Origin of the sequence: Paenibacillus sp. Soil787 (genome assembly GCF_001429545.1) — a bacterium.
Classification (GTDB): Bacteria; Bacillota; Bacilli; order Paenibacillales; family NBRC-103111; genus Paenibacillus_E.
In genome coordinates this window covers 34671-60284 of record NZ_LMSP01000034.1, presented here as the reverse complement: position 1 = coordinate 60284, position 25614 = coordinate 34671, and the positions used below count along the sequence as shown (strand labels likewise).

Genomic DNA, 25614 nt, shown 5'->3' with positions numbered 1-25614 from the left:
AGTGGGAATATGGATATCGACAACATAAATCAAAAAGCCATCCTCTTGCACGCCAAAGATAATTGCGCGACAGCGCTTGCCTTTCTTGAAAAAGATGGGATAGCTCTACTGAGCAATTGTGAACCGGTTTTATTAAAAGAGGATATCAAATTTGGCCACAAATTTGCTATTCACCCTATACCCAAAGGGACCATTGTACGCAAGTACGGCGTTGCAATCGGTAAGGCTATCTCGGATATCGCGATCGGAGAACATATTCATTTGCATAATTTGCGAAGTCTGCAACAGGAGGATAACAAGGATGAAGGGATATCTGAGATTGGATGGAAGAATCGGAATACGTAATAATGTTGCGATTATATATACCGTGGAGTGTGCACATCATGTAGCGGATCAGATCGCTCGAAGTGTTGATGGTTGCGAGGTATTTGGTTTTGCTGGATGCTATCAAGATCCATATGCGTTCAGAATCTTAGTAGAGTTAGGGCGACATCCTAATGTGGCAGGTGTCATCGTGGTACGGCTGGGCTGCGAGAGTACTGATGTCGATTTGCTAGTATCCAAAATTTCTGAAAGCGGTAAGAGTGTTGAAAAAATCCATATTCAAGAGGTTGGCGGTACGAAGGCATCTATTGAACTTGGCAAGAAATTAGCGACGGGTATGATCGAACAAGCTGAAGCCTATCCCAAAGTTAATATTGACTTAAAAGATTTGATCATTGGGGTAGAATGTGGAGGTTCAGATGCGACGTCGGGTTTGTCTGCCAATCCTGCAACTGGCTGGGCAGTTGATCGTCTTATTGAGCAGGGAGCGAGGGTGGTTTTTAGTGAATTGCCAGAGCTACTTGGCTGCAATGATTACTTATTAGATCGCTGTTCAAATGAAGGTGTAAGGTCACAGCTTGTAGATGGATTAGAGCGTGCGCGAGGGCTTGGGAACGCATTGAAAACATTCGCGGTCTCAGTCGGTAATGAAGAAGGAGGGCTGACGACCATCGAGGAGAAATCGCTTGGTGCTCTGTGCAAGGCTGGGACAAAGCCGATTGAAGGCATTCTGAAACCAGCACAAAGGCCTTCTGAAGCTGGGTTGTATGTACTCGATAAAGTGGGTCTGCTCGATACGAACCAGCTGACCCTTTACGAGGAAAACGACAGTGACGGATTGGTCACGTTGCTCGCATCAGGTGCACAAATGCTTATTTTTACGACAGGCCGTGGCAGTGTGGTTGGATCTGTGCTAGCTCCGGTATTAAAGGTGTGCGGCAATCCGCAAACATGTAGACGTATGGCGGATGACATAGATATTCAAGCAGGCGGTATCATTGAAGGCACAGACTCGGTGGAGTCTGTGGGGCAATCTTTACTGGAACTCATTTACAATGTGGCAAATGGTCAGCAATCGAAAGCGGAAGCGCTAGGACACAAAGAATATGCAATTCCGTATAAGCCAGGCAGAGCATGCGACCCTTACTCTTAATAGGCAGGTGTTGAAGAAATGGAAACAAATAACCAGACTGTAGTCGGCAACAATGAAAGTATAACGATGGATGAACTAATAAGTAGATTTTCTCAAGTTTATACAGGCGCCATTTCCGATTCGTTAGATCAGATGGGATATCGGAATCAGGTTCTGCCTAAAGAGTTGAAGGGTTTGACTCCTGATGCCAAGTTTGTAGGAACTGCGCTTACCGTGCGAGGCGAAGCGACACATGTGGATGATGCAAACGAGATTTTTGTCCCCTTGCTGAAAATGCTGGGTGATGTACAGCAGTATAATGTCGTGGTAACGCAAGCAAATGACGATACGTGCTCCCATCTTGGCGAATTATCTGCCACAACGATTAAAGCTAGGGGTGGGGTCGGAGCGGTCATTTATGGCGGCATACGTGATGTTGGTTATATTCATAAATTAGATTTGCCAGTTTTCCATTTGTATACAACGCCTGCTGACGTCGTAGGCCGTTGGTGTCTGAAAGAATATAATGTACCGATACGAATCAAGAACGTAGACATCCATCCCATGGATATCATTGTGGCAGATAAAGATGGCGTGCTTGTCGTTCCACAGAATATTGCCTATGAAGTGTTAAAGCAAGCGGAAACCCTTGTCAGCACGGAAAATCATGTCCGCAATGATGTAATGAACGGTGTCCATCCATTGGAATCCTACTATAAACATGGTTGGTTTTAAATTGGCAGGATGCCTTTAACGAGGAGGAAATAAGATGCGGTTTTCAGGGAAAACTGTAATCGTAACGGGTGGCGGCAGTGGTATCGGACGTACGGTCGCTGTGTCTTTTGCCAAGGAAGGGGCTTCTGTAACGATTGCTGATTTAAACCCAATGGCGGCTATGGAGACCGTTGATATCATTCGAACCGAAGGCGGATCAGCCATTTCGGTAGAAACGGATGTTACGAATGAACAACAAATAATCCATATGGTGCATACTACTTTAGAGCATTTCGGAGCATTGGATGTACTCGTCAACAATGCTGCCATGATCATGCCTAAGACTGTGGAACAAACAAGCGCTGAAGAGTGGGATCGTATTTTTCAGATCAATACAAAAAGTGTATTCTTGTGCAGCAAGTATGGCATTCCAGAGCTTCGAAAGACAAGGGGACGCATTGTAAACGTAGCTTCTTTAAATGGTATGATCGGTCAAAAAGGGAATACGGCCTATGCATCCACCAAAGGAGCGGTTATTGCTATGACCAAAGCAATGGCTGTCGATTATGCCAGAGAAGGCATACGCATAAACTGTGTTTGTCCTGCAGGTGTTGCCACACCGCTATTAGAAGGATGGCTTGCTTCCGTAGAAAATAGGGAGCAAGCGCGTAAAGATCAAGCCCAGTCCCATTTACTAGGATACATTGCAACACCAGAAGAGATTGCCAAGCTGGTCTTATTTTTAGCCTCGGAAGATGCTAGCTTCATAACCGGGCAAGCTGTGATCGTTGATGGGGGGGCATCACTCGGTTATGGGGCTGGTCCGAAGGCGGAATGGGAAACGATTTATTTGTAATAATTTGTTAAGCAATTGCGTGGCATAATTGATCGTATCGGTAAGCCCAATATCCTAGGAGGCTCCCATAACCCGCAAAGGATTGAAGAAATCGCTGCTAGGTGCTACTTGAGTTAGATATAAAAGACGATCTCGTCTCATTAAACGGGAAATGAAGGTCGTCTTTTTATTCGTAACTCGACCTCTATCATACGCTGTCTTTTTTTGCTGAAGCGGTTAAAAATTTACACACGTCTCTTTTTTTCTACATTTACCCTTTTATTTGATGTCTATATACTTACATTTGTAAGCGCTTTAAATTATGGACTCTTAAGGAGGAGGTTATTAACTAGGCTTACGATATCAGGATTTGAAAAGCTCTAGCTATTAAAAGTTTGTACTTGTACGTCAATACTAATCTTGTGAGGCATGTTTATTATGGAAACGATATTGAAAATGCAAAAGAGGGACTACTCAACCTGGATATTAGCGCTGTGTATGACAGCGGTATTCATGTTGTCTATCGTTTTGTTCAGTAAACCGGCAAGCGCCGCCGTATCAGGACTTACCTTGAGCGAGCCTAAGTTGGTACCCTACTCTAATTGGATGGATGCTTCACTGGGTACATGGAAAAAAGACGATAATAATTTGTACGTTTTAAATGCGTATGCGGATCAATTCAAACTATACTATGGGCCGCCGACCGATCCTTTCCAAAATTACGTTGGCCCTCTTATTTCGAATAAGAAGTCTTCATTCGTCTGTCCTTTGATTTGGATGGATTGGAGCGCTTCATCAACAGTTTGTTTGTTTTCTAAAACAGAATTAATTTCTTGTTATTGCCTCTACGTCTATTATGCCGGTTAGCTTAGAGCTAGAAGTTTGTGGATTAATTTTACGTTGCATCGTGTTCACAACCTCAAAAAATTCGACAACACGGGGGAAGATCTCGAGGATTTGATCTCGATCGGGACAATCGGATTGATAAAGGCGATCGAATCGTTCTCGCCGAACAAAGGGACCAAGCTCGCGACGTTTGCGGCTCGTTGCATCGAGAATGAGATCCTTATGCATCTGAGATCGCTGAAGAAAACGAGGAAAGATGTGTCCTTGCATGACCCCATCGGAACGGACAAAGAGGGGAATGAAATTACATTGATCGACATCCTCGGGACGGAAGCGGACGATGTCGTGGATAAGGTGCAGCTCAAGATAGAGAAGAGCAAAATATATCGGAACTTGGAAATCTTGGACGATCGCGAGAAGGAAGTCGTCGTTGGCCGGTTTGGGCTGGAATTAGGCGGGGAAGAGCGGACGCAGCGGGAGATTGCTAAGGAGCTGGGCATCAGCCGCTCTTATGTGTCTCGGATTGAGAAGCGGGCGCTGATGAAGCTTTATCATGAGTTTTATAAGGCGAAACGGTAAGGGTTGTGAATCAGATACTTCATTTATTTGGACATTGTGCAAGTAATGGAGGTGAAGGTTATGTCGTTAATCCATATCGAGAAAGCCAGTAAATACTATAAGATGGGCGAGGAAACGATTAAAGCGTTAGACGACGTCTCGTTAGATATTGATCATGGAGAGTTTGAAAGGTGCATGGCTATGAATACCGAATCGAAGATCGGTTAAGAACAAGAGCAGTTGAAGTAAGCACGGAGTAGAACAGAAAGAGGATGGGAATGGGGTGGAAAAGCGATAGCGTCCGTATTTGAAATCGTCTTCCTACCGCTAAATAAATTCAAAGAAAGACGATTTCAAGAAACGGTTGGAACCCCATCCCAGCCTCTCTTCATGCACCCAAAGTATGCGTTACACAAAAGGACCTGAGGCAGAGCCTCAGGTTTTTCGTGCGCCTCACAGTCGCATAATCTAGGTGGTTCAAATCCACCCGGTAACTTTACCCTTTAAAGTGCCGTAGCTGAAGTAGAAGTCCTAACCCGTAAGGGAAGGACTTTCAGGGTGTCTCCTGCGAAGGGTCTGCAGGCAAAGTCCCGCCCGGAACAATACGTAAACCATGGTGTTTCCATCTGCTCAGGCGAAAGCCGCTTGATTCCTTCATTAAATTCTTTATATCCATTATGAAGCCGACGCAGAAGTTCACCCTTGCTAACAAAGTCATCCATTACAATCCCCCCAGTATGTGGTTCAACACTCTTCTTTAATATATACTCTAATTGTACCGTACTTCTTTTGGGGTAGAATTATTTTATCTAAACTATCCTCCCGCTGCCAGTTTAATACTGCGGCAGCCTCGTTATGATGGAACTATCGTGCCCGTTAGCTTAATGACATCCACGATTGGACGCCTACTTCAATAAAAAAAGGGGAACAGGCCACCGCGGCAGCCTGCTCCCTAGTTATCTTTCTTCCCCGATAGGGGTAGTCCCAGCATAATGGCAGCCACCCGCAAACGTCTGTAAAGCACTGGTAATTTTGCATCGAAAGTTTCCTAAAAAGATGAGTAACGGAACAAATCCTTGCTTCCGAAGAAGGTTTTCGGTTGATTGTGTGAACTTAGACGTTCCCGGATCGGTAAAGTTCCAATTCCCAAATCAAATTCGGAACTACGTTCAAATCCTTGGTGTTACAGTATTTATTAGTTGTATTCCATATTTTTTAATCTACTTTGCGGTCTGTGTCAGCTACGCTGGTATTGGGTCTACTTCTGTGAAGTAAGGGACTGCTTTTTAAATATATTGAATAAGCGCTTTGTTTCCGCAGGAAACAATTGCTTATTCACAATTACTTCACAATGGTTTTGTGGTTGTTGATATTAAAGATACGGGTGACCGCCAACAATATGGCATTAAACCAGTAAATTATCGACTTATGACGACATCGAGCCGAATTCGCTTCGTATTCTCGTCGAAAGTAATATTCTGAAGGCTCACGCCAGAAGGTTTGCTACTAGGAAAGGAAGTAGAGATGATTGGTCCAGTATCAGTAAGCTCCTTCACGTTACCTAATCCTGGAAAAGGATCACCTCTATCGCCCGCGTTTCCATCGTAAGGGTTAAGTAGATCGGATTTTCCGTCGGCCTGAATCAACATCATTCCAGGATGGGCACTCCCTTCCTGTTCCGCAAATTCATCCACTTTCCAGACTAACAAACCTTCGCCCGGCAGAGCACCATCAAATTTCTCCTTAACCCGGTTTTCCAAGATTAAGTACTGCTGTTTCTCGTAACCCGGACCCTTAATTTTCAGCACCTTTCCGCCTGGGCGCGTAACAGGTTCCAATTCTATACCTGTTCGAGATTCCAGAATTTCCTCTACTTCGATCCAACCGTGTTGCAGCTTATGAAGTCCGGCAGGATGAGAAGGTCGCATCTCCCTTCCTGCATACGAACCGCTAGCCATAAGGTCCCACATCCCGTTTCCATCCCAATAATCTCCGTCCTTATCATTATTCGGATCATAGAAATCTTGCCATTGAAATGCAAGGTGTCCAAGTTCGTGAGCGCATACGCCTAACATGGCTTCCTGAGGAACCATCAAATACGTTACGGCCGTTAAATTCGGAGCAACAGTTATCGGATTTTCCATGACCCATTTATGGGACCAAATGTGGTCGCCTCTAAGCTCAGGGTGCAATTTCTCCGCACCTTGACCCGCGTGTACTATAAACAGCGCAGTAACTGCGTTGTTACCGAGGGCATCCAGTTGGGAACCGAACCTCACTCCCTGGGCAAGAGCCGTGCTTACGGCATCTTCTGCAAGTTTTCTCGCGTCATTAGGATAAAAGTCCCGCCCAAACCGGTCTGTCATCCCAGAGTTTCCATTCGTATAATAATTATAGTTTTGAGGCATTCTGAACCAACCGTGGACCTCCCCTTGAATATGAACTTTTCCTAGACTAACCTCTTCATAGTAGTCGGCCATACTTCTGGGCAAGTCGGAGTTTCTGGAAAACAGCAAATCTTCATAATGGTCTTTTGGTAAAACGCCCTGCTTGTCGGGGAAATCGACCAACAGCACCATCACTTGTAGATTGCCGGTAACTGGCGTAGTGGGAATTCGGAGAAGTTCCGCCGCTCCGTCATGGGTAACCCCAGTGAAGTTATCATCCATGCCCTGAATATTGTGTGCTGGGTTTTGATAGCCACGTGCCACCAAAAACTGCCTGAAGGAAAACCCTAATGGCTTCCATTTTTTATGATATTCATTTACAAGATATAAGCTAATCTCGGGTGCCGGCGGCATAGTACGCAAGGTGTTCATGCTTGTCCTCCTTTAATATAAACAGTATTTGTTAAGAACTTGGTTCCAAAAGTTTAGGATCTTCTTGGGAGACATCAGCCTCTGTACCATTCGCATCTTCCCATGCTTTTATTCGATCATCGTTTCAACCGTGGAGCTTCCAGAAATACTTGTTCACATGACTTGAAAAGGGTGATCCCAGCCAATCATTAGTAGAATCAAGAGTATTCGGGTTTGTCGGTGGTTCTGAACTCCAGTGTAAAATGCATCCATCCATGAATGCCAAACTTCAGTTCCCGTCCTAATTCATCTAGCGTTACCATTCTAAGCCAACTACGATTGCTATTTCGTTTAGTAACGCTTTGCCGATAAAAACAGTGGATGCTTGTTCTTTTGAATTTTGCCATATTTTACAATATGTATCAAGTTATCCCAAATTATTCTCCAGAAATGGCGATTGATCCAAGAACTGAAACTTATTGGACATGTGGAGTGCCGTCAGCTACAGGTAACTTCAACATTTATTTCCAAGGTAGGTTCAATTTTTAAGTATAAGCCACTCATTATTTTTATATTCACACAATCCAAGTTCAAACCATTTCGATCCCCCTTTTTGCCTTCGCTTGCTTGGTTCAAAGAGCTTCCCGGTTGTTTCCTCATCTCGATCTCCATCATCGATTGTGGTAACAAGTTTTCGCTTGCATTTTAATTAAATCAGCCTCCCCTAGCCCGCCCCTACATTAACGGTGAACTGTTTACATTCGATGTTTTTTTGCTTCATTATGCTTGATGCACAGCAAAACCGAAACTAGAATGGATCGTGCGTGGTGGAAACAGTTCACTTTATCCCAAAAAATTCAGCTGCTTCTCTAACCGTGGTCTACTCTCCCTTGAACAGATTCCAGCAAGGTTCACTCGAGTCAGTACAACGTACTTTTCGGAACGTTCGCAGCCCACGATTAGACTACGAGAGTAAAGCTTCACTTCCAAAGAGGCAGAATGCCCGCCTCTTTCCCTATTCTTTTCTCAACCTTATTCTACCTGTTTAATGACCTCATGCCGGCCTGTATTCGTCTCTTCGTAAACTGCGTAAAATACGCAGCTGTTCTCGCGTATCCTGCGAAAGATCAAACCAGCCCCAGGTCACCGCCGGATACGAGCCTGCCCAGGCCGCACAGCTGCCGGCTGTAACGGTGAGGCCGTAGCAACTCGAGCTCCGGGTGCATCCGGATCCGCGGCGGCCACCTTGCAGACTGATCGGTATAGGAAGCCTCTATGTGCCCCTTTTCGCACCAAAAGGATAAATATTCATCAGATAGCTTTTATCACTTATGAACCCAAATGAAAAGTAACGTCAGAAATGGTTGCATTGTTGACTCGTTGCTATACTGAATAATAAAAGACTCTATTGGACATTTGGATTGATCCTTTTTCCAATAAAGCCTTTTATTATTTTTAATGGATCATAAACCGATCAAATATTCAGCTATACTTAACTTCCATTAACGCAGGTTGGACATTATTAAACACAGCAAATGAAAATCTTAAAGCTTGGTATTCGCCTGGTATAACATCTACAGGCAAATTTGATAATGGTCCATTTGGAAAATCAGTTATAGGAAATTGCCCAATATTTTTCCATAAATTGTTGCTTTGACCTTCAATTAAACAACTTAATTGCGTAGCAAATGGGGCCATAGAAACTATAATAAAATATAGTTTAGAAACTTGAATGGGATAATTTGCAAAATCTAATCTATAAATTGAATTTGGAGATGGAAATGGCCAACCGTTTATTGGACTTCCATCAATTGCTGCAAATGTATTAGGAGTTGAAGGTTCAGAGCTCGTAACAGTATCAGGAGGAAATTGTCCGGATACAAAATCCGGAAATACATTATTTCTTATAGAGCCAGTTGGGTTGAGTGGTACAGTGGAGTTTAAATTTCTAAATCCAAAAGTGTACATTAAATGTGCCTCCGCGTAGTCAATTTTATTTTTCTTTCAAAATTATTGTGTCCACCATGAATAAAATAATGTAATGAAAATAATGGGGTCACTTCAAAGTCGAGTGGAACTGTGAATCCAAGCGGCTGTATGTTTTCGTCATGGTGCTCGGTTACTCAAGAAAAATGTACATGGAGTACACGGAAGATGAAAAATGGGATACCCTGATGGGCTGCCATGTCCGGGCGGTGCAATACTTCGGTGGAAGAATGGAAATGGTACTCTACGACAATATGAAGACAGTCGGCACCGGTGCCGACGAACAAGGGCATCCCCTATGGAAGGAACGATTCGCCCGTTTTGCCGTCCACGCACCAAAGGGAAAGTGGAAAACGGCGTCGGCTATGTAACATATAAAGCAATGATAAAAACTAATTAAACAGGCGTTCGTATCCATTTTTTAAAAATTGGACTTCGAAGGCTTTGTTTTCTATTGTCATTTTAGGATTCTGAGTCAGGATTCACCAACTCGGTGGGGTAAGAGGACCACGGTAAAAAACCTGCCCAATTCATGTGGCGAGTCGGAGGCTAGTGGGTTGGTAATTGTAGGGGGTTGACACGTATTGGCCGTAACGAATTGTTGTAGATACGGCAGACAAGTTAACCTATCTCGATTAAATTCATCAGAGGTGGGGGGTCAGTTGGCCTGCGGCCATCATACATTAGATGCAGTGGCCTACCTGATGCCATAACAGTTGTAATAGGTAATGCTGATTGGTCAAATGGGAAAGTTCCTGTTTCCCTTAAATAGACATAATAAACATAAGTATCTTCGTTGTTTGCGCTTTTCATATATCTATAGTATAGCGCTATCTTTCCGTCATCTTCAATCAAAGCTGAAAAAGGTTGAAATGACGTTAAGTCCTGAATTGCCGTAGCTCCGTTGGGTGTGGGCTCTAAGAGTAACTTTTCAATTCCTTGTTCATCTGTATCTACTGGTCCCGACGCTCGCTCCGTGAAACAAGCATGAAATTGTTTATTATTAATTTCAATAGTTGTAATGGGTAAAAAGTTTTTGTTAGCTGAAACCGTACCTGTTTCTAGTAGAAAAAAGTCATATCCCCTGTTCACGTCACCGTTATTTTTTGCATAATTAAAGAATACTGAAATGTTGCCTTCTTCAACTAAAGCAGAAAAAGGATTTATCCAGTTATATGCATCAATCGCGGTCATTTGCTCAGGAGTTGGAAGCAAGATTGCTTTAGTTATCCCTAGTTCAAGCATGGTCGGCCTCATTTCTTTTTTAACTAGCTCTAAATTGAAATTCAATTCAATGCTATTGTCCCAATGCTTATTTAAGTTTATACGTTTAATAAACTTTCTAATTTCTTCCACCATTCAAAATTTTAATGGGTCTAGACAAGACAGGAACGAAACCTAATATAGGTGAATATCATGGTTGGTGAAGAATGGAATATTGGGAGTGAGTAGGTTGAATATGATTTTCGATGACGGGCATTGTTGTGATTGTGGTTCATCATCAAGTGGTGCCGCATGTTGTCCTTCTGATGTAACTTGTAGTTGTGATCATACACTTCCTGAATGTGCCTGCGAGTGCATTGATGAATTTACACCAGTCACCAGACCACGTATGCCAACAGATATAATTTCTCTTAGCGCTAAAAATGCTTCGCTCTATAGCTTAGCTGTATACTTCAATAAACTGTTTCCAGGGCAAATAGCCATACCGGTGAGTTTCATTCATACTCGGATAGGATTTGACTTTAGGTATATAACTATATCTGAAACTATAGATAGACTTGGACTCATTAGACTGAGGAATCAACTCATTCCCTATACGTATTATTACAATCGTTAAATAAGCAACCAAAAAGCAGAAGATGCCCCTTCGGACAACCTCTGCTTTTTAGTAATTAGTTTGAACAGACCCTATCAATTCTTCTTGATATGCATATACATCCACATAAATATCCTTTGCACTGTCATTATATAGCTTTAGTTGCCACACTTCTTTTCCATCCTTTATGGTCGTTTGAATGTTGGCAGCATGAATATGAACAATATCAACATCGCTTGGGTCTTGTCTGGGTTCCCAAATAACATTGACAATTCTTCTATTGTAGAGATTGCTTTGTTCTTTAGAGGGTTCAATGATGATTGGCTCATCATTAACGCTATAGGCTCTTACCAAAAATGGACCGTCTCCAGCGGGGATTTTATTTAAACGTCTACGCCAAAAGTCTTCTGTGCTCATTTAACAGCCCTCCATATCTACTTAACACTAACCGCACCAATATACTCTTCTTCAATGCTGTACACTTCGACAGATACAGGCTTGTTGTAACTGTTGTGCAGGAGTATTTCCCATTCACCAATCTGTGGATCTCTTTTTTTCATTCCTAAAATGATCAATGCATCGGGATTATCTGGAACCCAGAAACATGAACGTATCCTCCGGTAAATCTGCTGATTAGCAGTCGGGGTAAGTTTTATTGGTGGTGATGTTGAAAATGCAGCAATGGTTATAGGGCTTTCTGGAGCAGGATTACGTCCATCTACGTGTCGCCAGTATTCACTAAACCCTTGTGTTGCGGAAAGTGATTGGACTGCTATTAACCCATGCTCTGACAAAGGGTCAGGTGAACCTATTTCATCGACTTCAACCAATCCCTTGTCCTCTTCAAGGAGTGCGAAAACTAGTACATACGTATCATCTTTAAAGGGGCTATGCAATCTAACCTTCCATCTAACATTACGTGTGACTTCTGTAATTTTGGATATGAAAACGGGGACACCATTATCACTGAACCAAAATATATCTTTTATTCGATGATTTTCTCTGGTGCGTTCATCAAGCATTAAATCAATCAAGATTTCTTTTGTGTATTGATTATTTGAAGTCAAATGTACATTATCCGTACGTAGCAAAGTTGATACTTGTCCATAAATCACCCAGGATCCTACAGGTATATTACTGCTGCACGGGAGATTTAGATGATTTGGATACCGCAATGAGGTGGAATCGAGTTAGCGAAATAAAAGGGAAATCAGTCTATGAATGGTATCTTAACATCACTGTAGATACGGTCCACACAATTCGTACGATTGATGAAAATGGTTATATTAAAGGAATTGATTCAAATGTATAGGGGGGAATCTCATGGATAGTGTGTTTCATGTAGAAGAAAACAGATTATGTTGGCAGTATGATATGGAACAGCTATGGGTAGAGCCTTGGGGGCTTAATAGCTTCCGAATTCGCGCAACTCAAATGGCATCGATGCTAAAGGAGGATTGGGCGTTGTTGTCTCCAGCAGCATGTGAGGTTAAGATTTCGATCGATGAGCAGATGGCCACCATTGTAAATGGGAAGATCCGTGCTGAAATATCAACCTCAGGTAAAATTGTGTTTTATAATCAAAAGGGTGACATCCTGCTCCAAGAGTATGTTCGAAATCGCAATAATGTAAAGGAATTCTGCAGTGCTCTCATGATTGATGGCCGTGAATTCAAACCGATTCTAGGCGGAGACTATCAGCTGACGCTTCGTTTTGAATCAGATCCGAATGAAAAAATATTCGGTATGGGTCAATATCAGCATCCATATCTGGATATGAAAAACTGCACATTGGAGCTGGCACATCGTAATTCACAAGCAAGTGTGCCTTTTGCCTTATCAAGTATAGGCTATGGATTTTTATGGAATAATCCAGGAATTGGACAGGTGACATTCGGGAAAAATGTGACCGAGTGGGTGGCCAGATCCAGTAAACAAATTGACTTCTGGATTACAGCCGGGGATACGCCTGCGGAAATCGAGGAAGCTTACGCTGGAGCAACGGGCACTGTTCCTATGATGCCTGACTATGGAATGGGATTCTGGCAATGTAAGCTGCGTTATCAGACACAGGATGAGCTGCTTCATGTTGCAAGAGAATATAAACGAAGAGGTCTACCGATCTCTGTTATCGTCATCGATTTCTTCCATTGGCCCATGCAGGGTGACTGGGAATTTGATCCTGATTACTGGCCTGATCCTGATGCCATGGTTCGTGAGCTTAAGGAAATGGGAATCGAATTGATGGTTTCCATCTGGCCTACTGTAGACAAACAGAGTGAGAATTATAAAGAGATGTTAAGAAAAGGGTATCTGGTTAGAACAGATCTTGGTATTCGTACAACCATGGATTTCTTGAATGATACGGTCTTTTATGATGCTACCAACCCAGCAGCTAGGGACTTTGTATGGCAAACGGTCAAAAAGAACTATTATGATAAAGGTATTAAAGTATTCTGGCTAGACGAGGCTGAGCCCGAATATTCCGTTTATGATTTTGACATCTACCGCTACCATTTAGGGCCGAATGTTCAGATCGGGAATATTTATCCTGCCATGTATGCCAAAACATTTTATGACGGGATGACCGAAGCTGGGCAAGAAAATGTAATTAATCTTGTTCGCTGTGCTTGGGCAGGCAGCCAGCGATATGGTGCGCTTGTTTGGTCAGGCGACATTGATTCTAGCTTTGCTTCACTTCGAAATCAATTTAAAGCAGGCTTAAATATGGGCTTATCGGGTATTCCATGGTGGACGACTGATATCGGTGGGTTCCATGGAGGAAATCCAGACGATCCTTCTTTCCGAGAATGTATAATTCGCTGGTTCCAATATGGAGCATTCTGTCCTGTATTCCGTCTTCATGGTGATCGTGAGCCACATTCAGAACCGTTAGGAAGTAGTGGCGGCGGACTTTGCAATAGCGGCGCCGATAATGAAGTGTGGAGCTATGGTGAGGAAGCTTTTGAGATATTTAAGAAGTACATGTTAATTCGTGAAAAGTTACGCGCCTATATCACTAACTTAATGGAGGCCGCTCATTTAAAAGGAACACCTCCTATGCGACCGCTTTTTTATGATTTCCCTCAGGACAGCGTTGCTTGGAACATCGAAGATCAGTATATGTTTGGTCCGGATCTGCTTGTTGCTCCTATTTTTTACGAAGGATCGAGAGGAAGAAAGGTGTATTTACCAGTTGGTTCCTCTTGGAGAGAAACGAGTACGGGCCACATTTATGAAGGTGGAACTTGGATTGACAGCGTTGCGCCTATTGATGAAATACCATTATTCATAAGAGATGGCGTAGAATTGTTATTCTAGCAACTTTTGTAACAGCAGTATGACGATTTGTCCTTCAATGATAATATTGGGGGACTTTTTTCTATTTCAATACACTACAAGAATATGAAGGCACGTCCCGGATATCATCAGAGCATGACGGCGCGTCGTATCCAGAAGGGTAGAAGCTGTGGTTCAGCTACTAGAATAGTCGGTCTGGAATGGAACACCATCGGACCCGTCCTCTACTCCGGGCTGTTGTCCAACGAATATAAGAGTAAGCTTTCCTTCACCGGTATCTTGGCCGGCATGGTATTCACAGCGGGACTTTTTGTTAGCGGTGACTTCAAACTATAGATGGAACGAAGAACGATAGTTCAACTTCGAAGAGCTGCCGCCGGGTAGTTCTTAGTTTTGCATGTGGAATTAGTGAAGGGAATTTACATTGCTTCGTGTTCACATCGTCAAAAAATTCGACAACACAGGGGAAGATCTCGAAGATTTAATCTCGATCGGTACGATTGGATTAATTAAGGCGATCGAGTCCTTCTCGCCGAACAAAGGGACCAAACTCGCGACGTTCGCGGCTCGCTGTATCGAGAACGAGATCCTTATGCATCTGCGTTCGCTTAAGAAAACGCGCAAAGATGTTTCCCTGCATGATCCCATCGGAACGGACAAAGAGGGGAATGAAATCACGTTGATCGATATTCTCGGCACGGAGGCCGATGATGTCGTGGATAAGGTTCAGCTCAAGATAGAGAAGAGTAAAATATATCGGAACTTGGAAATCTTGGACGATCGCGAGAAGGAAGTCGTCGTCGGTCGGTTTGGGCTGGAGCTTGGCGGGGAAGAGCGGACGCAGCGGGAGATTGCGAAGGAGTTGGGGATTTCGAGGTCGTATGTGTCTCGGATTGAGAAAAGGGCGCTCATGAAGCTTTATCATGAGTTTTATAAGGCGAAGCGGTAAGATTACGAATCGGAAACTTCATTTATTTGGACTTAGTGCAAGTAATGGAGGTGAAGGTTATGACGTTAATTCATATCGAAAATGCCAGTAAGTATTATACGATGGGCGAGGAAACGATTAAAGCATTAGATGATGTATCGTTAGATATTGATCATGGAGAGTTCGTGGCCATCATGGGACCATCAGGTTCCGGCAAATCAACGCTGATGAACATCATCGGGTGTTTGGATGTGGTAGATAAAGGTATCTATGACCTGGATGGTCAAGCAATACATTTGCTTAAGGATTCTGGGCTTGCTGAGATTCGCAATCAGAAGATCGGATTCGTTTTTCAAAGCTTTAATTTGCTGCCACGGTTAAATGCGTATGAGAATGTAGAGCTACCGCTCATTTACCGAGGGATGAGCAGGAAAGAGAGGGAGCCACTTGTCATGAAGGCTTTGGAAGCGGTGGATTAGTGGATCGCAGGCGCCATCTGCCATTGGAGCTGTCCGGCGGGCAGCAGCAGCGGGTTGCGATTGCCCGGACGTTGGCAGGAGATCCAGCGATTATTTTGGCGGATGAGCCGACAGGTGCACTGGATTCGAAGACGGGTGTGGAGATTTTGGAGATTTTTAAAAGATTGAATGAACAAGGCAGGACGATTATTGTAATTACTCATGATCGGCAGGTTGCGGAGCAGGCCAAGCGGATTGTGAGGTTTCGGGATGGGAGATTGGTGCATTAAATTATATGTATCGTCTAACGAAGTTTTTGTTATAGGAGTATGTTACATTTACCGCCTATTCATATGGCGGTTTTTTTGCGCACTTCTTAGTGCAAGGACAAGAGACAGTGCACAATCAGGAAGTATTGTGCAGACAATTTTACAAATCAAACCATGTGATGCAATCTAGAGGCGGAGTATAGAAAAAGACATATGGACCGCCTTCATCAAAATAAACATTAAATTTCTCACGCAAGCGCATTTATTCGGGTTTGTAAGATGATAACAAATTACAAATAGTTTCAGCTAAAATTACAAAGCGTTTTACCTGTAATGGATTATAATCTATTTATGCTTACAATAAACTTGTTTAGCTAAGGGGGGACAAACTAAGCCAGAGGCTTCTCTATGGAAAATGCAGCAAATTCGAGTTGAGATTATTTTCAGGAAAAAGAAGGGTGGAAAAAAGTATGTTTAACATGCTTCAAATGAAAAAGATTTCAATTTCTACGTATCTGATTCTCACTGTATTTGCAGTTATTTTCACAATCGTTATTCAGACACCGAAGGCAAATGCTGCTTCTGCAAATTATACCCAAACCACGGAAACAATTGGTGGTGTTAATTATTCGGTCATCACCGTTACTTATTCCGGGGATGATGCAGGTCCCGCAGTTAATGAAGCCATTGCAGCCGCCAAAAATGCCGCGAAACCAGTCATTTTGGATTTTCCGACAGCCACATATAACTTTAAGGATTCGTCTGCTTTGGATGCTCAATATTATATTTCCAATGCATCGACTGCATTACAATCACCAGGAGGGTGGAGAAAGGTCGGACTTTTGTTTAATAACATCAGCGACTTGACGATACGTGGAAACGATTCGACGCTGATGTTCCACGGCGTGATGACGCCCATTATATTTGACCATGCCGTAAATGTGAACATGAATAACATTAGCTTTGATTTCAAACGGCCGGTTATGTCTGAAATGACGGTGGCAGCAGTTGGCAGCAATTATATTGAAATGAATGTTCATCCGGATTCCTTGTATAAGATTGTAAATAATCGACTTCAATGGACAGGTGAGGTTGACAGCAATGGCAACGCGACAGACAGTTGGGTAGCGAGAGGGTACGCAAACGTCACTCAAGTGCAAGAATATGATCCAAATACCAAAAAGACGTGGAGAAAATCCAATCCCTTTGCGAACGCTTCTAGCGCGCAGGATTTAGGAGACAGGAGAGTAAGGTTTAATTACACCAGCGCCCCGAGCTTAGGCATCGGACACGTCTTTCAGCTTAGAAACGACGTTCGCAAAGAACAGGGTGCTTTTATTTACCGGAGTAAGAATGTAACCTGGACAGGGGTAAACTTTTACGCTGCTCCTGGACTAGGCATCGTAGGGCAGTATAGTGAAAACCTTACCTTTGATCAATTAAATTTCGCACCGAAAACGGGAAGTGGGCGGACAAACGCATCTATGGCCGATTTCATGCAAATTTCGGGTTGCAAAGGCCAAATAACGGTAAACAATTCCAACTTCTTCGGAGCACATGATGATCCGATCAATATTCACGGTACTCATCTACAAATTGTCGACAAACCGGCCTCCAACCAGATCAAGGTTAGATTTAAGCACTCGCAGAGCTGGGGATTTGATGCTTTTGCGGTTAATGACAGTATCGATTTTATAAAGGGTTCAACACTTCTATCCTCTGACAGCGCTATCGTAACTGGTGTGACTCGAGTAGATGACAATAATATCCTGCTTACCCTTGATAAAAATGTTCCAAGCTCGATAACCGTTAATGATTACTTTGTGGAAAATGCAACGTGGAACCCGAATGTCACAATTAGCAATTCAACTTTTGAATCCATTCCTACAAGGGGCATCCTGGTGACGACTCGCGGGAATGTTCTAATTGATCATAATAGATTCAATAGAATGGAAATGAGTGCGATCTTGATTGCCGATGATGCCAGCAGTTGGTATGAATCCGGTATGGTCAGGAACGTAACCATAAGCAATAATACATTCAATAACAATGGGAATTCTGTCATAGACATTTCGCCTAGCGCGCCTTCCACGAACCCTGATCAGACCGTGCACAGCAACATCAGTATTAGCGGTAATTCATTTTATAAGACGGGAGGAACCACCTCGATCTTTGCAGGAAGCGTCAACGGATTCAACTTTACCAATAACATCGCTCAGGAAGGGGGGGTTCAGATCAATGCAAAAGGTTCAAAAAATGTAACTATATCAGGAAATACGTTTGCACAGAGTGGGGTAACCAAAGGTATAACTCTGTCCTATATGTATACGAATACCGACACAATTGACACTTCTCAAGGTTTTACGGTAACAAGAAACAACAATTATGTTCCTGTAGTTCCTAATCCTAATGACATCCCTCAATCACAAATGACAGCCACTGCAACCAGCCAGCATAGCGGTAATGAGGCAAGCAAAGCGCTTGACGGGGACAATGGAACGATCTGGCATACTGAATGGTCTCCAATGGCCAATCTTCCTCAATCCATAACAATGAATCTTGGGGGGACCTACAGCATTACGAAATTAAGGTACCTGCCAAGGCAAAATGGTGAATCCAATGGTAATATTACGGATTACACGATTTCTACAAGTACGGATGGTGTAACGTTTACGGATGCAGTATCCGGAACGTGGGCAGATGATAATGCGGAAAAGATCGCAACTTTTAATTCAGTATCAGCAACTTATGTGAAACTGACAGCTACCCGTGGACATGGCGGCTTTGCGTCTGCTGCCGAATTGAATATTGAACGTGTGCCTCAAAACTTCCAAAATCTTTCTTTAAGTGCAGATGCAACTGCATCGAGTCAATATAATTCAGATTTTACGCCCAGCAAAGCGAAAGATGGGAACACTAGCACACAATGGTCGCCGCAGTCCGGAACCGGAGTAAATGAGTGGCTTCAAATGGACTTCGGAACAAATAAAACGATTAATCAAGTAACAATCAAGGAAAATTTAAACAGGACAGCCGGGTATAAAGTGCAATATTATAACGGATCAAGTTGGGTCGATATTGTAACTGGAACAACGATAAATTCGTCGGTCACACATTCTTTCGTAAATATTACTGCACAAAAAATAAGGCTTTATATCACTGCCACTCAAATAGACTCAAATGGTTGGGGAAAAGAACCGAACATAACGGAATTGATCATTAATGGACAGTCATTAGTTACATCGATCTATGTACATGGCGCAGGCGGTGCAAATTCGCTCTCCGTGAATGGTACGCTGCAAATGCAGGCCAACGTCCTCCCTGCAGATGCAAGCAGCAGAGTAACATGGAACGTCTTCGAGGCCGATGGTATCACAGTAACGGATAAAGCGACTATAAATGCCAATGGATTACTAACGGCAATAAAAGGAGGTACAGTAAAAGTAGTTGCAGCGGCCACTGACGGCAGTGGTGTACAAGGATCCACATCGATTAAGATTGATTCCGATCAGATGGACGTCGCATTGGATAAAGCGAATCTTGCTATCGGCTTCGCGGAAGGTGACAGCGAAGTAGGTGTAACGAAAAACGTTCATTTGATAACGAACGGTGCGAACGGGACAATAATTACATGGAGCAGTGACGCTACATCTGTCATCGACGCGAACGGTACGGTAACCCGCCCGTTATCTTTCGAATCAGATGCGACTGTTAGGCTTTTAGCAACGATTACAAAAGGTACTGTTTCGGACACAAGGACGTTCGTACTTAACGTATTAAAGGGGGTTCCTCCTGTAACCACCGCAATGTTAAGTCCGGCTGCGCCTAACGGCAAGAACAGCTGGTACACGACGGATGTGACCGTAAACTTATCTGTAAGCGCCAGTGTTTACGGAGGCTCCGTAACAACGGAATACCAAGTGAATGACGGTGAATGGGTCGTTTACACCGGCTCCATTCCAGCTTTCGGTGACGGAATTTATAAGCTCGGATACCGCAGCAAGGATCAGGCAGGCAATGTAGAAGATCTCAAAACCGTCGAATTTAAAGTTGACAAGACAGCTCCAGCTCTTTCCGTCCAATTAGATAAGACGTCGATTTGGCCAGCGAATCATAAAATGGTTACGATCAATGCCACGCTGAATCCTAGTGATGCTACATCGGGCGTTGAATCCGTGGTATTAACGTCCATCACGAGCAATCAACCAGATAGCGGTCAAAGCGACATCCAAGCCAACTTCGGTACACCGGCCACTTCCTTTAGCTTGCGTACGGAGAAGTCACGTATCTATACCATCACGTATACAGCTACCGATAAAGCTGGCAACAAAAAGGTTGAATCTGTTACCGTCATAGTACCTCATGATCAATCCGACAATCAGGGATAAACAAGTTGGTAAGCATGTTGAATGAATGATGAGAATTGTCAGTTTCCTATGAGAAAAATTTGTAGTTCACAAACAAAGAACACGGAACCCAATATGGGCTATCGTGTTCTTTTTGTTTTGGCTTGCTACCCCTAGCAAATAAGACAATAATACAAATGAGTAAAGCATTTGCTCCATTCCGGGTCCATCTGAAATAGTAGATAATATAACTATTCAATCAATTTAATAGGAGGCAACCCGTGGAGAAGATCAATACACTTACTCATACTGCAAAAAAGAAGTTTCGCCATGGCTATTCATTAGAGAGACGCGAAAAGCAAGTGGGTTTCATATTCGCAATCCCTAGTATCATCGGATTTTTCCTGTTTGTTTTGTTACCGATACTAGGAATTTTTTTCTTGAGCTTCTATAAAGTAGACCTCATGTCAGGGGATTTTTCGTTTGAGGGGTTGAAATATTATAGCAAAATGATTCATGAAGAAGATTTTTGGAAATCAGTTCAAAATACAGGCATTTATTTGGTGATTTATGTCCCATTGACCCTTGTACTTGGACTTGCAATGGCTTTAATCCTTAATGCCAAACTCTATATGAGAGGTTTGGTCCGAACATTTTTCATTATTCCTTATATCACCACTTATGTAGCAACATTAGTCGTTTGGAATGTGTTTTTGCACCCAACGCAAGGACCATTAAATAGTTTACTTATGAGCTTGGGTGTCTCTACACCTCCGCAATACATGGTGGATACACATTGGGCATTGCCTGTTCTTGCTATCATCGGAGCATGGAAAGACGTTGGTTATCATTGCATTTTATTTCTAGCCGCATTGCAAGCAGTATCAACCGACTACTATGAATCTTCTTCGATTGATGGGGCCAATCTTATGCAAAGATTCCGACATATCACGCTACCATTAATCTCGCCAACTACCTTTTTTCTTCTACTGATCACAATTATCGGTGGGCTTCAAGCTTTCTATCAAATGGCTTTAATGACTAAAGGTGGACCTGCATTCAGCTCAACCACACTTACCTATTATATTTATCGTTCCGCTTTTGAATTTTCTGATTTCTCCTATGCATCTGCAATCGGTGTGTTTCTTTTCTTGATAACCTTATTGTTAATTTGGATCAATTGGATTGCACAAAAGAAATGGGTATTTTATCAATAACATAAATGAGAGGAGGATAACTGTGGAAAATGGATTTAATGTTCAACAAGGTATAAGATCACTTATATTTATCATAATCGGACTAATCTTTATCACTCCGCTTCTTTGGATGGTATCGACTTCTTTTAAATTTGAAAGCCAAGTTTTTGAAAAGCCATTTGTCTTCTTCCATTGGGGACAATTGAATTTCGAGAATTACAGAAACATTTGGCTCAACACGCCTTTTTTAACTTGGTTATACAATTCTATATTTGTTGTCATCTTCTCAGTTGTATTTCGTTTAATTATTGCTGCATTTGGTGGATATTCATTTGGCTTTTTAAAATTCAAGTATTCTGGATCCATATTTTTCCTGTTCTTAATGACATTATTTGTACCGTATCAGCTTACCTTATTACCACAGTTTATTGCATTTCGTTTTGTTCATTTATTGGATACAAGGTGGGCATTAATCATCCCAAATATTTTGGATATTTTATCCATTTTCATGATGAGACAATTTTTTTTGAGTTTTCCTCGTGAATTAATTAGTGCTGCTTACATGGAGGGTAGCGGAATTACACGGTCTTTTTGGAAAGTAGCACTACCTTTAGCTAAAGTTCCATTGATTACGCTAGGCATACTCAGTTTTTTTATGATCTGGGATCAGTTTTATCAGCCCCTGATTTTTTTGAAATCTAAAGATCTTTATACAATACCAATGGGCTTACAAAGTTTTCAAACTCAATTCGGTAAAGACTATGCACAACAAATGGCGCTGGCATGCCTTGCTATTGTCCCTGTGCTAACTGTATTTTTGATTCTACAAAAACAATTTATCGAGAGTGTGACTTCTTCAGGAATAAAAGGATAAAAGAACAGACAATTCTACAAATGAGCCAAGCGTTTATTCCATTCAATATCGAATTCATTTCACTCTATAATTAAATTGTACAAAAATAAAATAAATAAAGGGGAACAACACAAATGATTAAAAAATTGTCCGTTATCGCAGCGTCCTGTATGCTGGTTTTCATGGCAGCAGGCTGCAGTTCCAAAGGCAGTTCGCCAAGCAATACAAGTGCTGTTGATACTAAGAATACAGATGCAAGCTCAAAGGCCAGCGTGACACTTGAGGTATTAAATATTTCTGAGTATATGGATACACCTGAGTTTAAAGCTTTTATCGATCGTTTTCACAAAAAATACCCGAATATTAAGATTGATCCGATCTCAGTCCCCCATGAACAATATATTAATAAACGTAATGTCATGCTGGCTAGCGGCTCTGTCGTTGATTTAATCTGGGGCAATGGTGTAGATCAGTTTGATGCGATTAATAAGGGATTTCTCATGTCAATTGATGAAGCAGCCAAAGAAGCTGGCGTAGATATGAGTAAAGATTTCGGTAATTTCAAACCGGATAAAGATGGGAAATATTATCGTTTTCCTATTCAACAAAATAACTGGATGCTTTTTTATAATAAAAAAGTATTCGATGATGCTAAAGTTCCATACCCCGATCCTAAAGTGCCAATGACTTGGGACGAATACGCCGTCACCGCTCAGAAACTAACGAACAATGAAAGTGGAAAAAACAAAGTATACGGTATGTTTTATAACAATTGGGGCATGTACTACTATGGTTTCGGCAGTCAATTAACTGACGGCAAGTTCTATACCTCAGATGGATTGAGCAATATTAATGCACCGGAATTTAAACGCAGCTTAGAATGGATGAATGATGTTATCAATGTGAAGAAAGCAGCAATGCCAGTAGCGGAATATATCTCCAACAATACAGATTTCTTATCCTACTGGAACGGTAATTACGGAATGGTTGTTGGTGCCCAATGGTATGCACAGTTAGCTGCGACGAAAAAAGATAAATTCCCGCGTGAATGGAAAGCTGGAATTGCACCAATGCCGGTGCCTAAAGAAATGGCTGGCAAGCATATGAACTGGTCAAGCATCGATTCTTTGGCGGTTCCCAAAAATTCAAAGCATGCCAAAGAAGCGTTGATATTCGCTAAGGAGTACGTCGCGGATTACACCTTGAGTACGGGAACGCTTCCAATGTATAATAAGATCGATGCGAACAAGTACTTCCAAGATCTAGCTGACAAGTTAAAAGATGATGGAATCACTGTGGAACAAATCAAATATTTGTTTGGCGGTGATCCTGAAGTGATTAATGCCGCAGAAAAGCCGGTTTTTGGTGCGCCATCTGAATATGAAGCAACCTTCTTGGATCAACTTACACAATATTACACTGGAAAAGTATCGGTGGATGATACTTTGAAAAATATTAAGCAAAAAGTCGACAAAGTGATTCAAGATCAAAAAAATAAATAAGTAACTTTCTATGCTCGTCTGATTAGAGGCGGGCATAGAACTTTTACAAGGAGAAGAAGCATGATGTTGTGGGGTCACAAACGGTATTCAGGTCCTAAATCGGTTCAGCGCAGATTAATTTTTTTGCTAGTGGCCGTTTTCATTCCCTTATCGTTGGTACTCTTTTTTGTTTATCGATTTACCGAGCAAACTTTGGTGAGCAAGGTGAACGAGGTTAATCAATTCAGGATGGAACAAACATCTTCTCGTGTTCAAGATTTATTTCAAAGAATATTTATGGCTACAAATCTATTTATTAACGATAGGCAATTTTTAGGTTCACTTGACGTGAAGGATCCTTACGATATTGAGAAAAATAAAATTTATTTAGAAGCGATAGAAAGGCTGCAATATGCTTTCTTTCTCAATGAAAAATACGCGGTCATTCTACGTGACAACAACGGCAATATTTATCAATCGGATACATCTCGGCTGGGATTAAGAAAGGAACAATTGCAGGAACGGGTTCTAACAATCATGGACTGGGAAGAAGCTGATATTTTTTATAGTTTCAAATGGTCTATGATAGACTGTCCTCAAATAAATGGAGATTCCGCAAGCTTTATTGTATTCACACGCTGGCTGTTCAACCCTGGAACTGCTACAAAAAAGGGGATGATCTCAATCGTTATCCCTATTTCATATATACAAAATATTCTAAAAAACGATGGGGGACATTATGTAATTGAAAATGAAAATCACGAAAATTTGTTTTCAACTCAAATAGATGGTGATCAAACAATAGAGAAAATATCGAAAAGCACGAGTACTCACAGCATGAAGCAGCTAAATCCAACGAATTGGTACTTATATCAATTGGAAAGTACGGATTTTTTAAACAACCAGTTGAAATTGTTTAGTTTTGTTGTGTTTATGACGATTGTAGTGATATTAATTATTTATTTTGGAATTATGGCAGTGGTACTTCAGACAACTAGAAAAATATTTAATCAAATACGATCCTTATCCAAGCAATTAACATCGAATTCACCCAATTTAACGATATCCATTCAATCCGATTACCAAATCGTTGAATTATCAGAAATACTTCGCCAATTGGTCCATAATCTGACGACCTCTCGTAAAAACTTTGAACTGGCTTCTACTGAAAAAAGGAAATTGGAAATGCAAATGCTTCAGCAACAAATGAATCCGCATTTTTTATTAAATACATTAAGTACGATTCGATTTATTGCCGACTCCACCTCACAGCAAAGGATAAGTTCATTAATACTATCTCTTTCTTTTCTTTTAAGACAGCAATTATATAGGGAAAATTCTCATTGGACGATAAAAGAAGAGAAAGAGTATTTACTTAGGTATATCGAGATACAAAATGCTAGATTTGGTGACGAATATAAAGTCGATATTCATTTTCAAGAGGAGACTATGGAAAAGGTTGTATTACGTATGCTTATACAGCCACTCTTAGAAAATTGTTTTGAACATGCTTTTTCTGGTAAACCAACCGGATGGGTTCAAATATTCGCACAGTTTAAAGAGGGTGGAATGGAGATAACCGTTCAAGATAATGGAGACGGATTTATAAATAGGGAGACACAAAAATCGAGAAAATCCATTGGGTTAGCGAATGTAAAAGATCGTTTGTTGCTTCACTATGGGGGATCCGCCTATATTGATATTCAGAGTTCCCCATCTATAGGGACTTGCATTCGGGTATTTATTCCAGATGAAACGAGCTGACGCTTGG

Annotated in this window: 22 protein-coding genes and 2 pseudogenes; 18 read left to right on the top strand and 6 right to left on the bottom strand. The window is 41.9% G+C overall.

The window, feature by feature from the left end:
* Nucleotides 1-9: 9 nt before the first annotated feature.
* From ASG93_RS24075 to ASG93_RS35385, 7 genes are all read left to right on the top strand, one after another.
* Nucleotides 10-345: a UxaA family hydrolase gene (locus tag ASG93_RS24075; protein ID WP_082615060.1), complete on the top strand. Its 336-nt coding sequence runs from the start codon at nt 10-12 to the stop codon at nt 343-345.
* On the top strand, nt 302-1477 hold the full coding sequence (locus ASG93_RS24070) for a UxaA family hydrolase (RefSeq protein ID WP_056836042.1): 1176 nt from the start codon (nt 302-304) through the stop codon (nt 1475-1477). Before ASG93_RS24075 ends, ASG93_RS24070 begins: the two co-directional genes overlap by 44 nt.
* An 18-nt stretch (nt 1478-1495) precedes the next feature.
* On the top strand, nt 1496-2191 hold the full coding sequence (locus ASG93_RS24065; protein WP_056836041.1) for an RraA family protein: 696 nt from the start codon (nt 1496-1498) through the stop codon (nt 2189-2191).
* A 34-nt stretch (nt 2192-2225) separates the two neighbouring features.
* The gene (locus ASG93_RS24060) at nt 2226-3026 is read left to right on the top strand and encodes an SDR family NAD(P)-dependent oxidoreductase (RefSeq protein WP_056836039.1); all 801 of its coding nucleotides are present in this window, start codon (nt 2226-2228) and stop codon (nt 3024-3026) included.
* Nucleotides 3027-3443: 417 nt separating this feature from the next.
* Nucleotides 3444-3872 carry a hypothetical protein gene (locus tag ASG93_RS24055; RefSeq protein WP_056836037.1) on the top strand — a complete coding sequence of 143 codons (429 nt, stop codon included), beginning with the start codon at nt 3444-3446 and terminating at the stop codon, nt 3870-3872.
* 15 nt (nt 3873-3887) lie between these two features.
* Entirely contained in the window at nt 3888-4430 is a 543-nt protein-coding gene (gene sigK / locus ASG93_RS24050) for an RNA polymerase sporulation sigma factor SigK (RefSeq protein WP_156411022.1), read from the top strand.
* A 60-nt stretch (nt 4431-4490) separates the two neighbouring features.
* The gene (locus ASG93_RS35385) at nt 4491-4637 is read left to right on the top strand and encodes a hypothetical protein (protein ID WP_156411021.1); all 147 of its coding nucleotides are present in this window, start codon (nt 4491-4493) and stop codon (nt 4635-4637) included.
* Nucleotides 4638-4912: 275 nt separating this feature from the next.
* On the opposite strand, the gene ASG93_RS24045 is transcribed toward ASG93_RS35385, so the two are convergent.
* From ASG93_RS24045 to ASG93_RS24030, 3 genes are all read right to left on the bottom strand, one after another.
* On the bottom strand, nt 4913-5131 hold the full coding sequence (locus ASG93_RS24045) for a hypothetical protein (RefSeq protein WP_056836035.1): 219 nt from the start codon (nt 5129-5131) through the stop codon (nt 4913-4915).
* A 696-nt stretch (nt 5132-5827) separates the two neighbouring features.
* Nucleotides 5828-7228 carry a M6 family metalloprotease domain-containing protein gene (locus ASG93_RS24040; RefSeq protein ID WP_056836033.1) on the bottom strand — a complete coding sequence of 467 codons (1401 nt, stop codon included), beginning with the start codon at nt 7226-7228 and terminating at the stop codon, nt 5828-5830.
* Nucleotides 7229-8689: 1461 nt separating this feature from the next.
* The gene (locus tag ASG93_RS24030; RefSeq protein WP_056836029.1) at nt 8690-9175 is read right to left on the bottom strand and encodes a hypothetical protein; all 486 of its coding nucleotides are present in this window, start codon (nt 9173-9175) and stop codon (nt 8690-8692) included.
* 170 nt (nt 9176-9345) lie between these two features.
* On the opposite strand from ASG93_RS24030, the gene ASG93_RS24025 reads away from it, so the two are divergent.
* Nucleotides 9346-9564: a hypothetical protein gene (locus tag ASG93_RS24025; RefSeq protein WP_056836026.1), complete on the top strand. Its 219-nt coding sequence runs from the start codon at nt 9346-9348 to the stop codon at nt 9562-9564.
* A 250-nt stretch (nt 9565-9814) separates the two neighbouring features.
* Here ASG93_RS24025 and ASG93_RS24020 read toward each other — a convergent pair whose 3' ends face one another.
* From ASG93_RS24020 to ASG93_RS24010, 3 genes are all read right to left on the bottom strand, one after another.
* On the bottom strand, nt 9815-10438 hold the full coding sequence (locus ASG93_RS24020) for a hypothetical protein (protein ID WP_056836024.1): 624 nt from the start codon (nt 10436-10438) through the stop codon (nt 9815-9817).
* 643 nt (nt 10439-11081) lie between these two features.
* Nucleotides 11082-11429, bottom strand: a complete 348-nt coding sequence (locus tag ASG93_RS24015) for a hypothetical protein (protein WP_056836021.1) — start codon at nt 11427-11429, stop codon at nt 11082-11084.
* 17 nt (nt 11430-11446) lie between these two features.
* Complete coding sequence (locus ASG93_RS24010; RefSeq protein WP_156411020.1) at nt 11447-12127, bottom strand: hypothetical protein; 681 nt, start codon at nt 12125-12127, stop codon at nt 11447-11449.
* A 47-nt stretch (nt 12128-12174) separates the two neighbouring features.
* On the opposite strand from ASG93_RS24010, the gene ASG93_RS35380 reads away from it, so the two are divergent.
* The 10 genes and pseudogenes from ASG93_RS35380 (at nt 12175) to ASG93_RS23965 (ending at nt 25607) form a co-directional block, all read left to right on the top strand.
* Nucleotides 12175-12324, top strand: a complete 150-nt coding sequence (locus ASG93_RS35380; protein WP_156411019.1) for a hypothetical protein — start codon at nt 12175-12177, stop codon at nt 12322-12324.
* Nucleotides 12325-12335: 11 nt separating this feature from the next.
* Nucleotides 12336-14333, top strand: a complete 1998-nt coding sequence (locus ASG93_RS24005; RefSeq protein ID WP_056836016.1) for a TIM-barrel domain-containing protein — start codon at nt 12336-12338, stop codon at nt 14331-14333.
* A 114-nt stretch (nt 14334-14447) separates the two neighbouring features.
* Nucleotides 14448-14648, top strand: coding sequence for a hypothetical protein (locus ASG93_RS24000; RefSeq protein WP_156411018.1), 201 nt, complete (start codon nt 14448-14450; stop codon nt 14646-14648).
* A 91-nt stretch (nt 14649-14739) separates the two neighbouring features.
* Nucleotides 14740-15261 (top strand): annotated as a pseudogene (sigK, locus tag ASG93_RS23995) (RNA polymerase sporulation sigma factor SigK); the annotation flags it as partial.
* A 59-nt stretch (nt 15262-15320) separates the two neighbouring features.
* Nucleotides 15321-15988: pseudogene (locus tag ASG93_RS23990) on the top strand (ABC transporter ATP-binding protein).
* A gap of 449 nt (nt 15989-16437) precedes the next feature.
* Nucleotides 16438-20355, top strand: a complete 3918-nt coding sequence (locus tag ASG93_RS23985; protein ID WP_056836006.1) for a discoidin domain-containing protein — start codon at nt 16438-16440, stop codon at nt 20353-20355.
* Between the two features lie 239 nt (nt 20356-20594).
* Nucleotides 20595-21530 carry a carbohydrate ABC transporter permease gene (locus ASG93_RS23980; protein WP_056836004.1) on the top strand — a complete coding sequence of 312 codons (936 nt, stop codon included), beginning with the start codon at nt 20595-20597 and terminating at the stop codon, nt 21528-21530.
* A gap of 22 nt (nt 21531-21552) precedes the next feature.
* Nucleotides 21553-22383 (top strand): carbohydrate ABC transporter permease, encoded by an 831-nt coding sequence (locus tag ASG93_RS23975; RefSeq protein ID WP_056836002.1) that lies wholly within the window; start codon nt 21553-21555, stop codon nt 22381-22383.
* Nucleotides 22384-22496: 113 nt separating this feature from the next.
* Complete coding sequence (locus tag ASG93_RS23970; protein ID WP_056836000.1) at nt 22497-23864, top strand: ABC transporter substrate-binding protein; 1368 nt, start codon at nt 22497-22499, stop codon at nt 23862-23864.
* 60 nt (nt 23865-23924) lie between these two features.
* On the top strand, nt 23925-25607 hold the full coding sequence (locus ASG93_RS23965; protein ID WP_056835998.1) for a sensor histidine kinase: 1683 nt from the start codon (nt 23925-23927) through the stop codon (nt 25605-25607).
* Nucleotides 25608-25614: the final 7 nt, after the last annotated feature.

Bases quoted from the DNA above. Each gene is read 5' to 3' on its own strand.
- ASG93_RS24025 (WP_056836026.1), top strand. From the start codon at position 9,346: ATGGAGTACACGGAAGATGAAAAATGGGATACCCTGATGGGCTGCCAT.
- ASG93_RS24075 (WP_082615060.1), top strand. From the start codon at position 10: ATGGATATCGACAACATAAATCAAAAAGCCATCCTCTTGCACGCCAAA.
- ASG93_RS24060 (WP_056836039.1), top strand. From the start codon at position 2,226: ATGCGGTTTTCAGGGAAAACTGTAATCGTAACGGGTGGCGGCAGTGGT.
- ASG93_RS23970 (WP_056836000.1), top strand. From the start codon at position 22,497: ATGATTAAAAAATTGTCCGTTATCGCAGCGTCCTGTATGCTGGTTTTC.
- ASG93_RS24045 (WP_056836035.1), bottom strand. From the start codon at position 5,131: ATGGATGACTTTGTTAGCAAGGGTGAACTTCTGCGTCGGCTTCATAAT.
- ASG93_RS24070 (WP_056836042.1), top strand. From the start codon at position 302: ATGAAGGGATATCTGAGATTGGATGGAAGAATCGGAATACGTAATAAT.
- ASG93_RS24055 (WP_056836037.1), top strand. From the start codon at position 3,444: ATGGAAACGATATTGAAAATGCAAAAGAGGGACTACTCAACCTGGATA.
- ASG93_RS24000 (WP_156411018.1), top strand. From the start codon at position 14,448: ATGACGGCGCGTCGTATCCAGAAGGGTAGAAGCTGTGGTTCAGCTACT.
- ASG93_RS23985 (WP_056836006.1), top strand. From the start codon at position 16,438: ATGTTTAACATGCTTCAAATGAAAAAGATTTCAATTTCTACGTATCTG.
- ASG93_RS24020 (WP_056836024.1), bottom strand. From the start codon at position 10,438: ATGCTTGAACTAGGGATAACTAAAGCAATCTTGCTTCCAACTCCTGAG.
- ASG93_RS24015 (WP_056836021.1), bottom strand. From the start codon at position 11,429: ATGAGCACAGAAGACTTTTGGCGTAGACGTTTAAATAAAATCCCCGCT.
- ASG93_RS35385 (WP_156411021.1), top strand. From the start codon at position 4,491: ATGTCGTTAATCCATATCGAGAAAGCCAGTAAATACTATAAGATGGGC.
- ASG93_RS23965 (WP_056835998.1), top strand. From the start codon at position 23,925: ATGATGTTGTGGGGTCACAAACGGTATTCAGGTCCTAAATCGGTTCAG.
- ASG93_RS24030 (WP_056836029.1), bottom strand. From the start codon at position 9,175: ATGTACACTTTTGGATTTAGAAATTTAAACTCCACTGTACCACTCAAC.
- ASG93_RS24040 (WP_056836033.1), bottom strand. From the start codon at position 7,228: ATGAACACCTTGCGTACTATGCCGCCGGCACCCGAGATTAGCTTATAT.
- ASG93_RS24005 (WP_056836016.1), top strand. From the start codon at position 12,336: ATGGATAGTGTGTTTCATGTAGAAGAAAACAGATTATGTTGGCAGTAT.
- ASG93_RS24065 (WP_056836041.1), top strand. From the start codon at position 1,496: ATGGAAACAAATAACCAGACTGTAGTCGGCAACAATGAAAGTATAACG.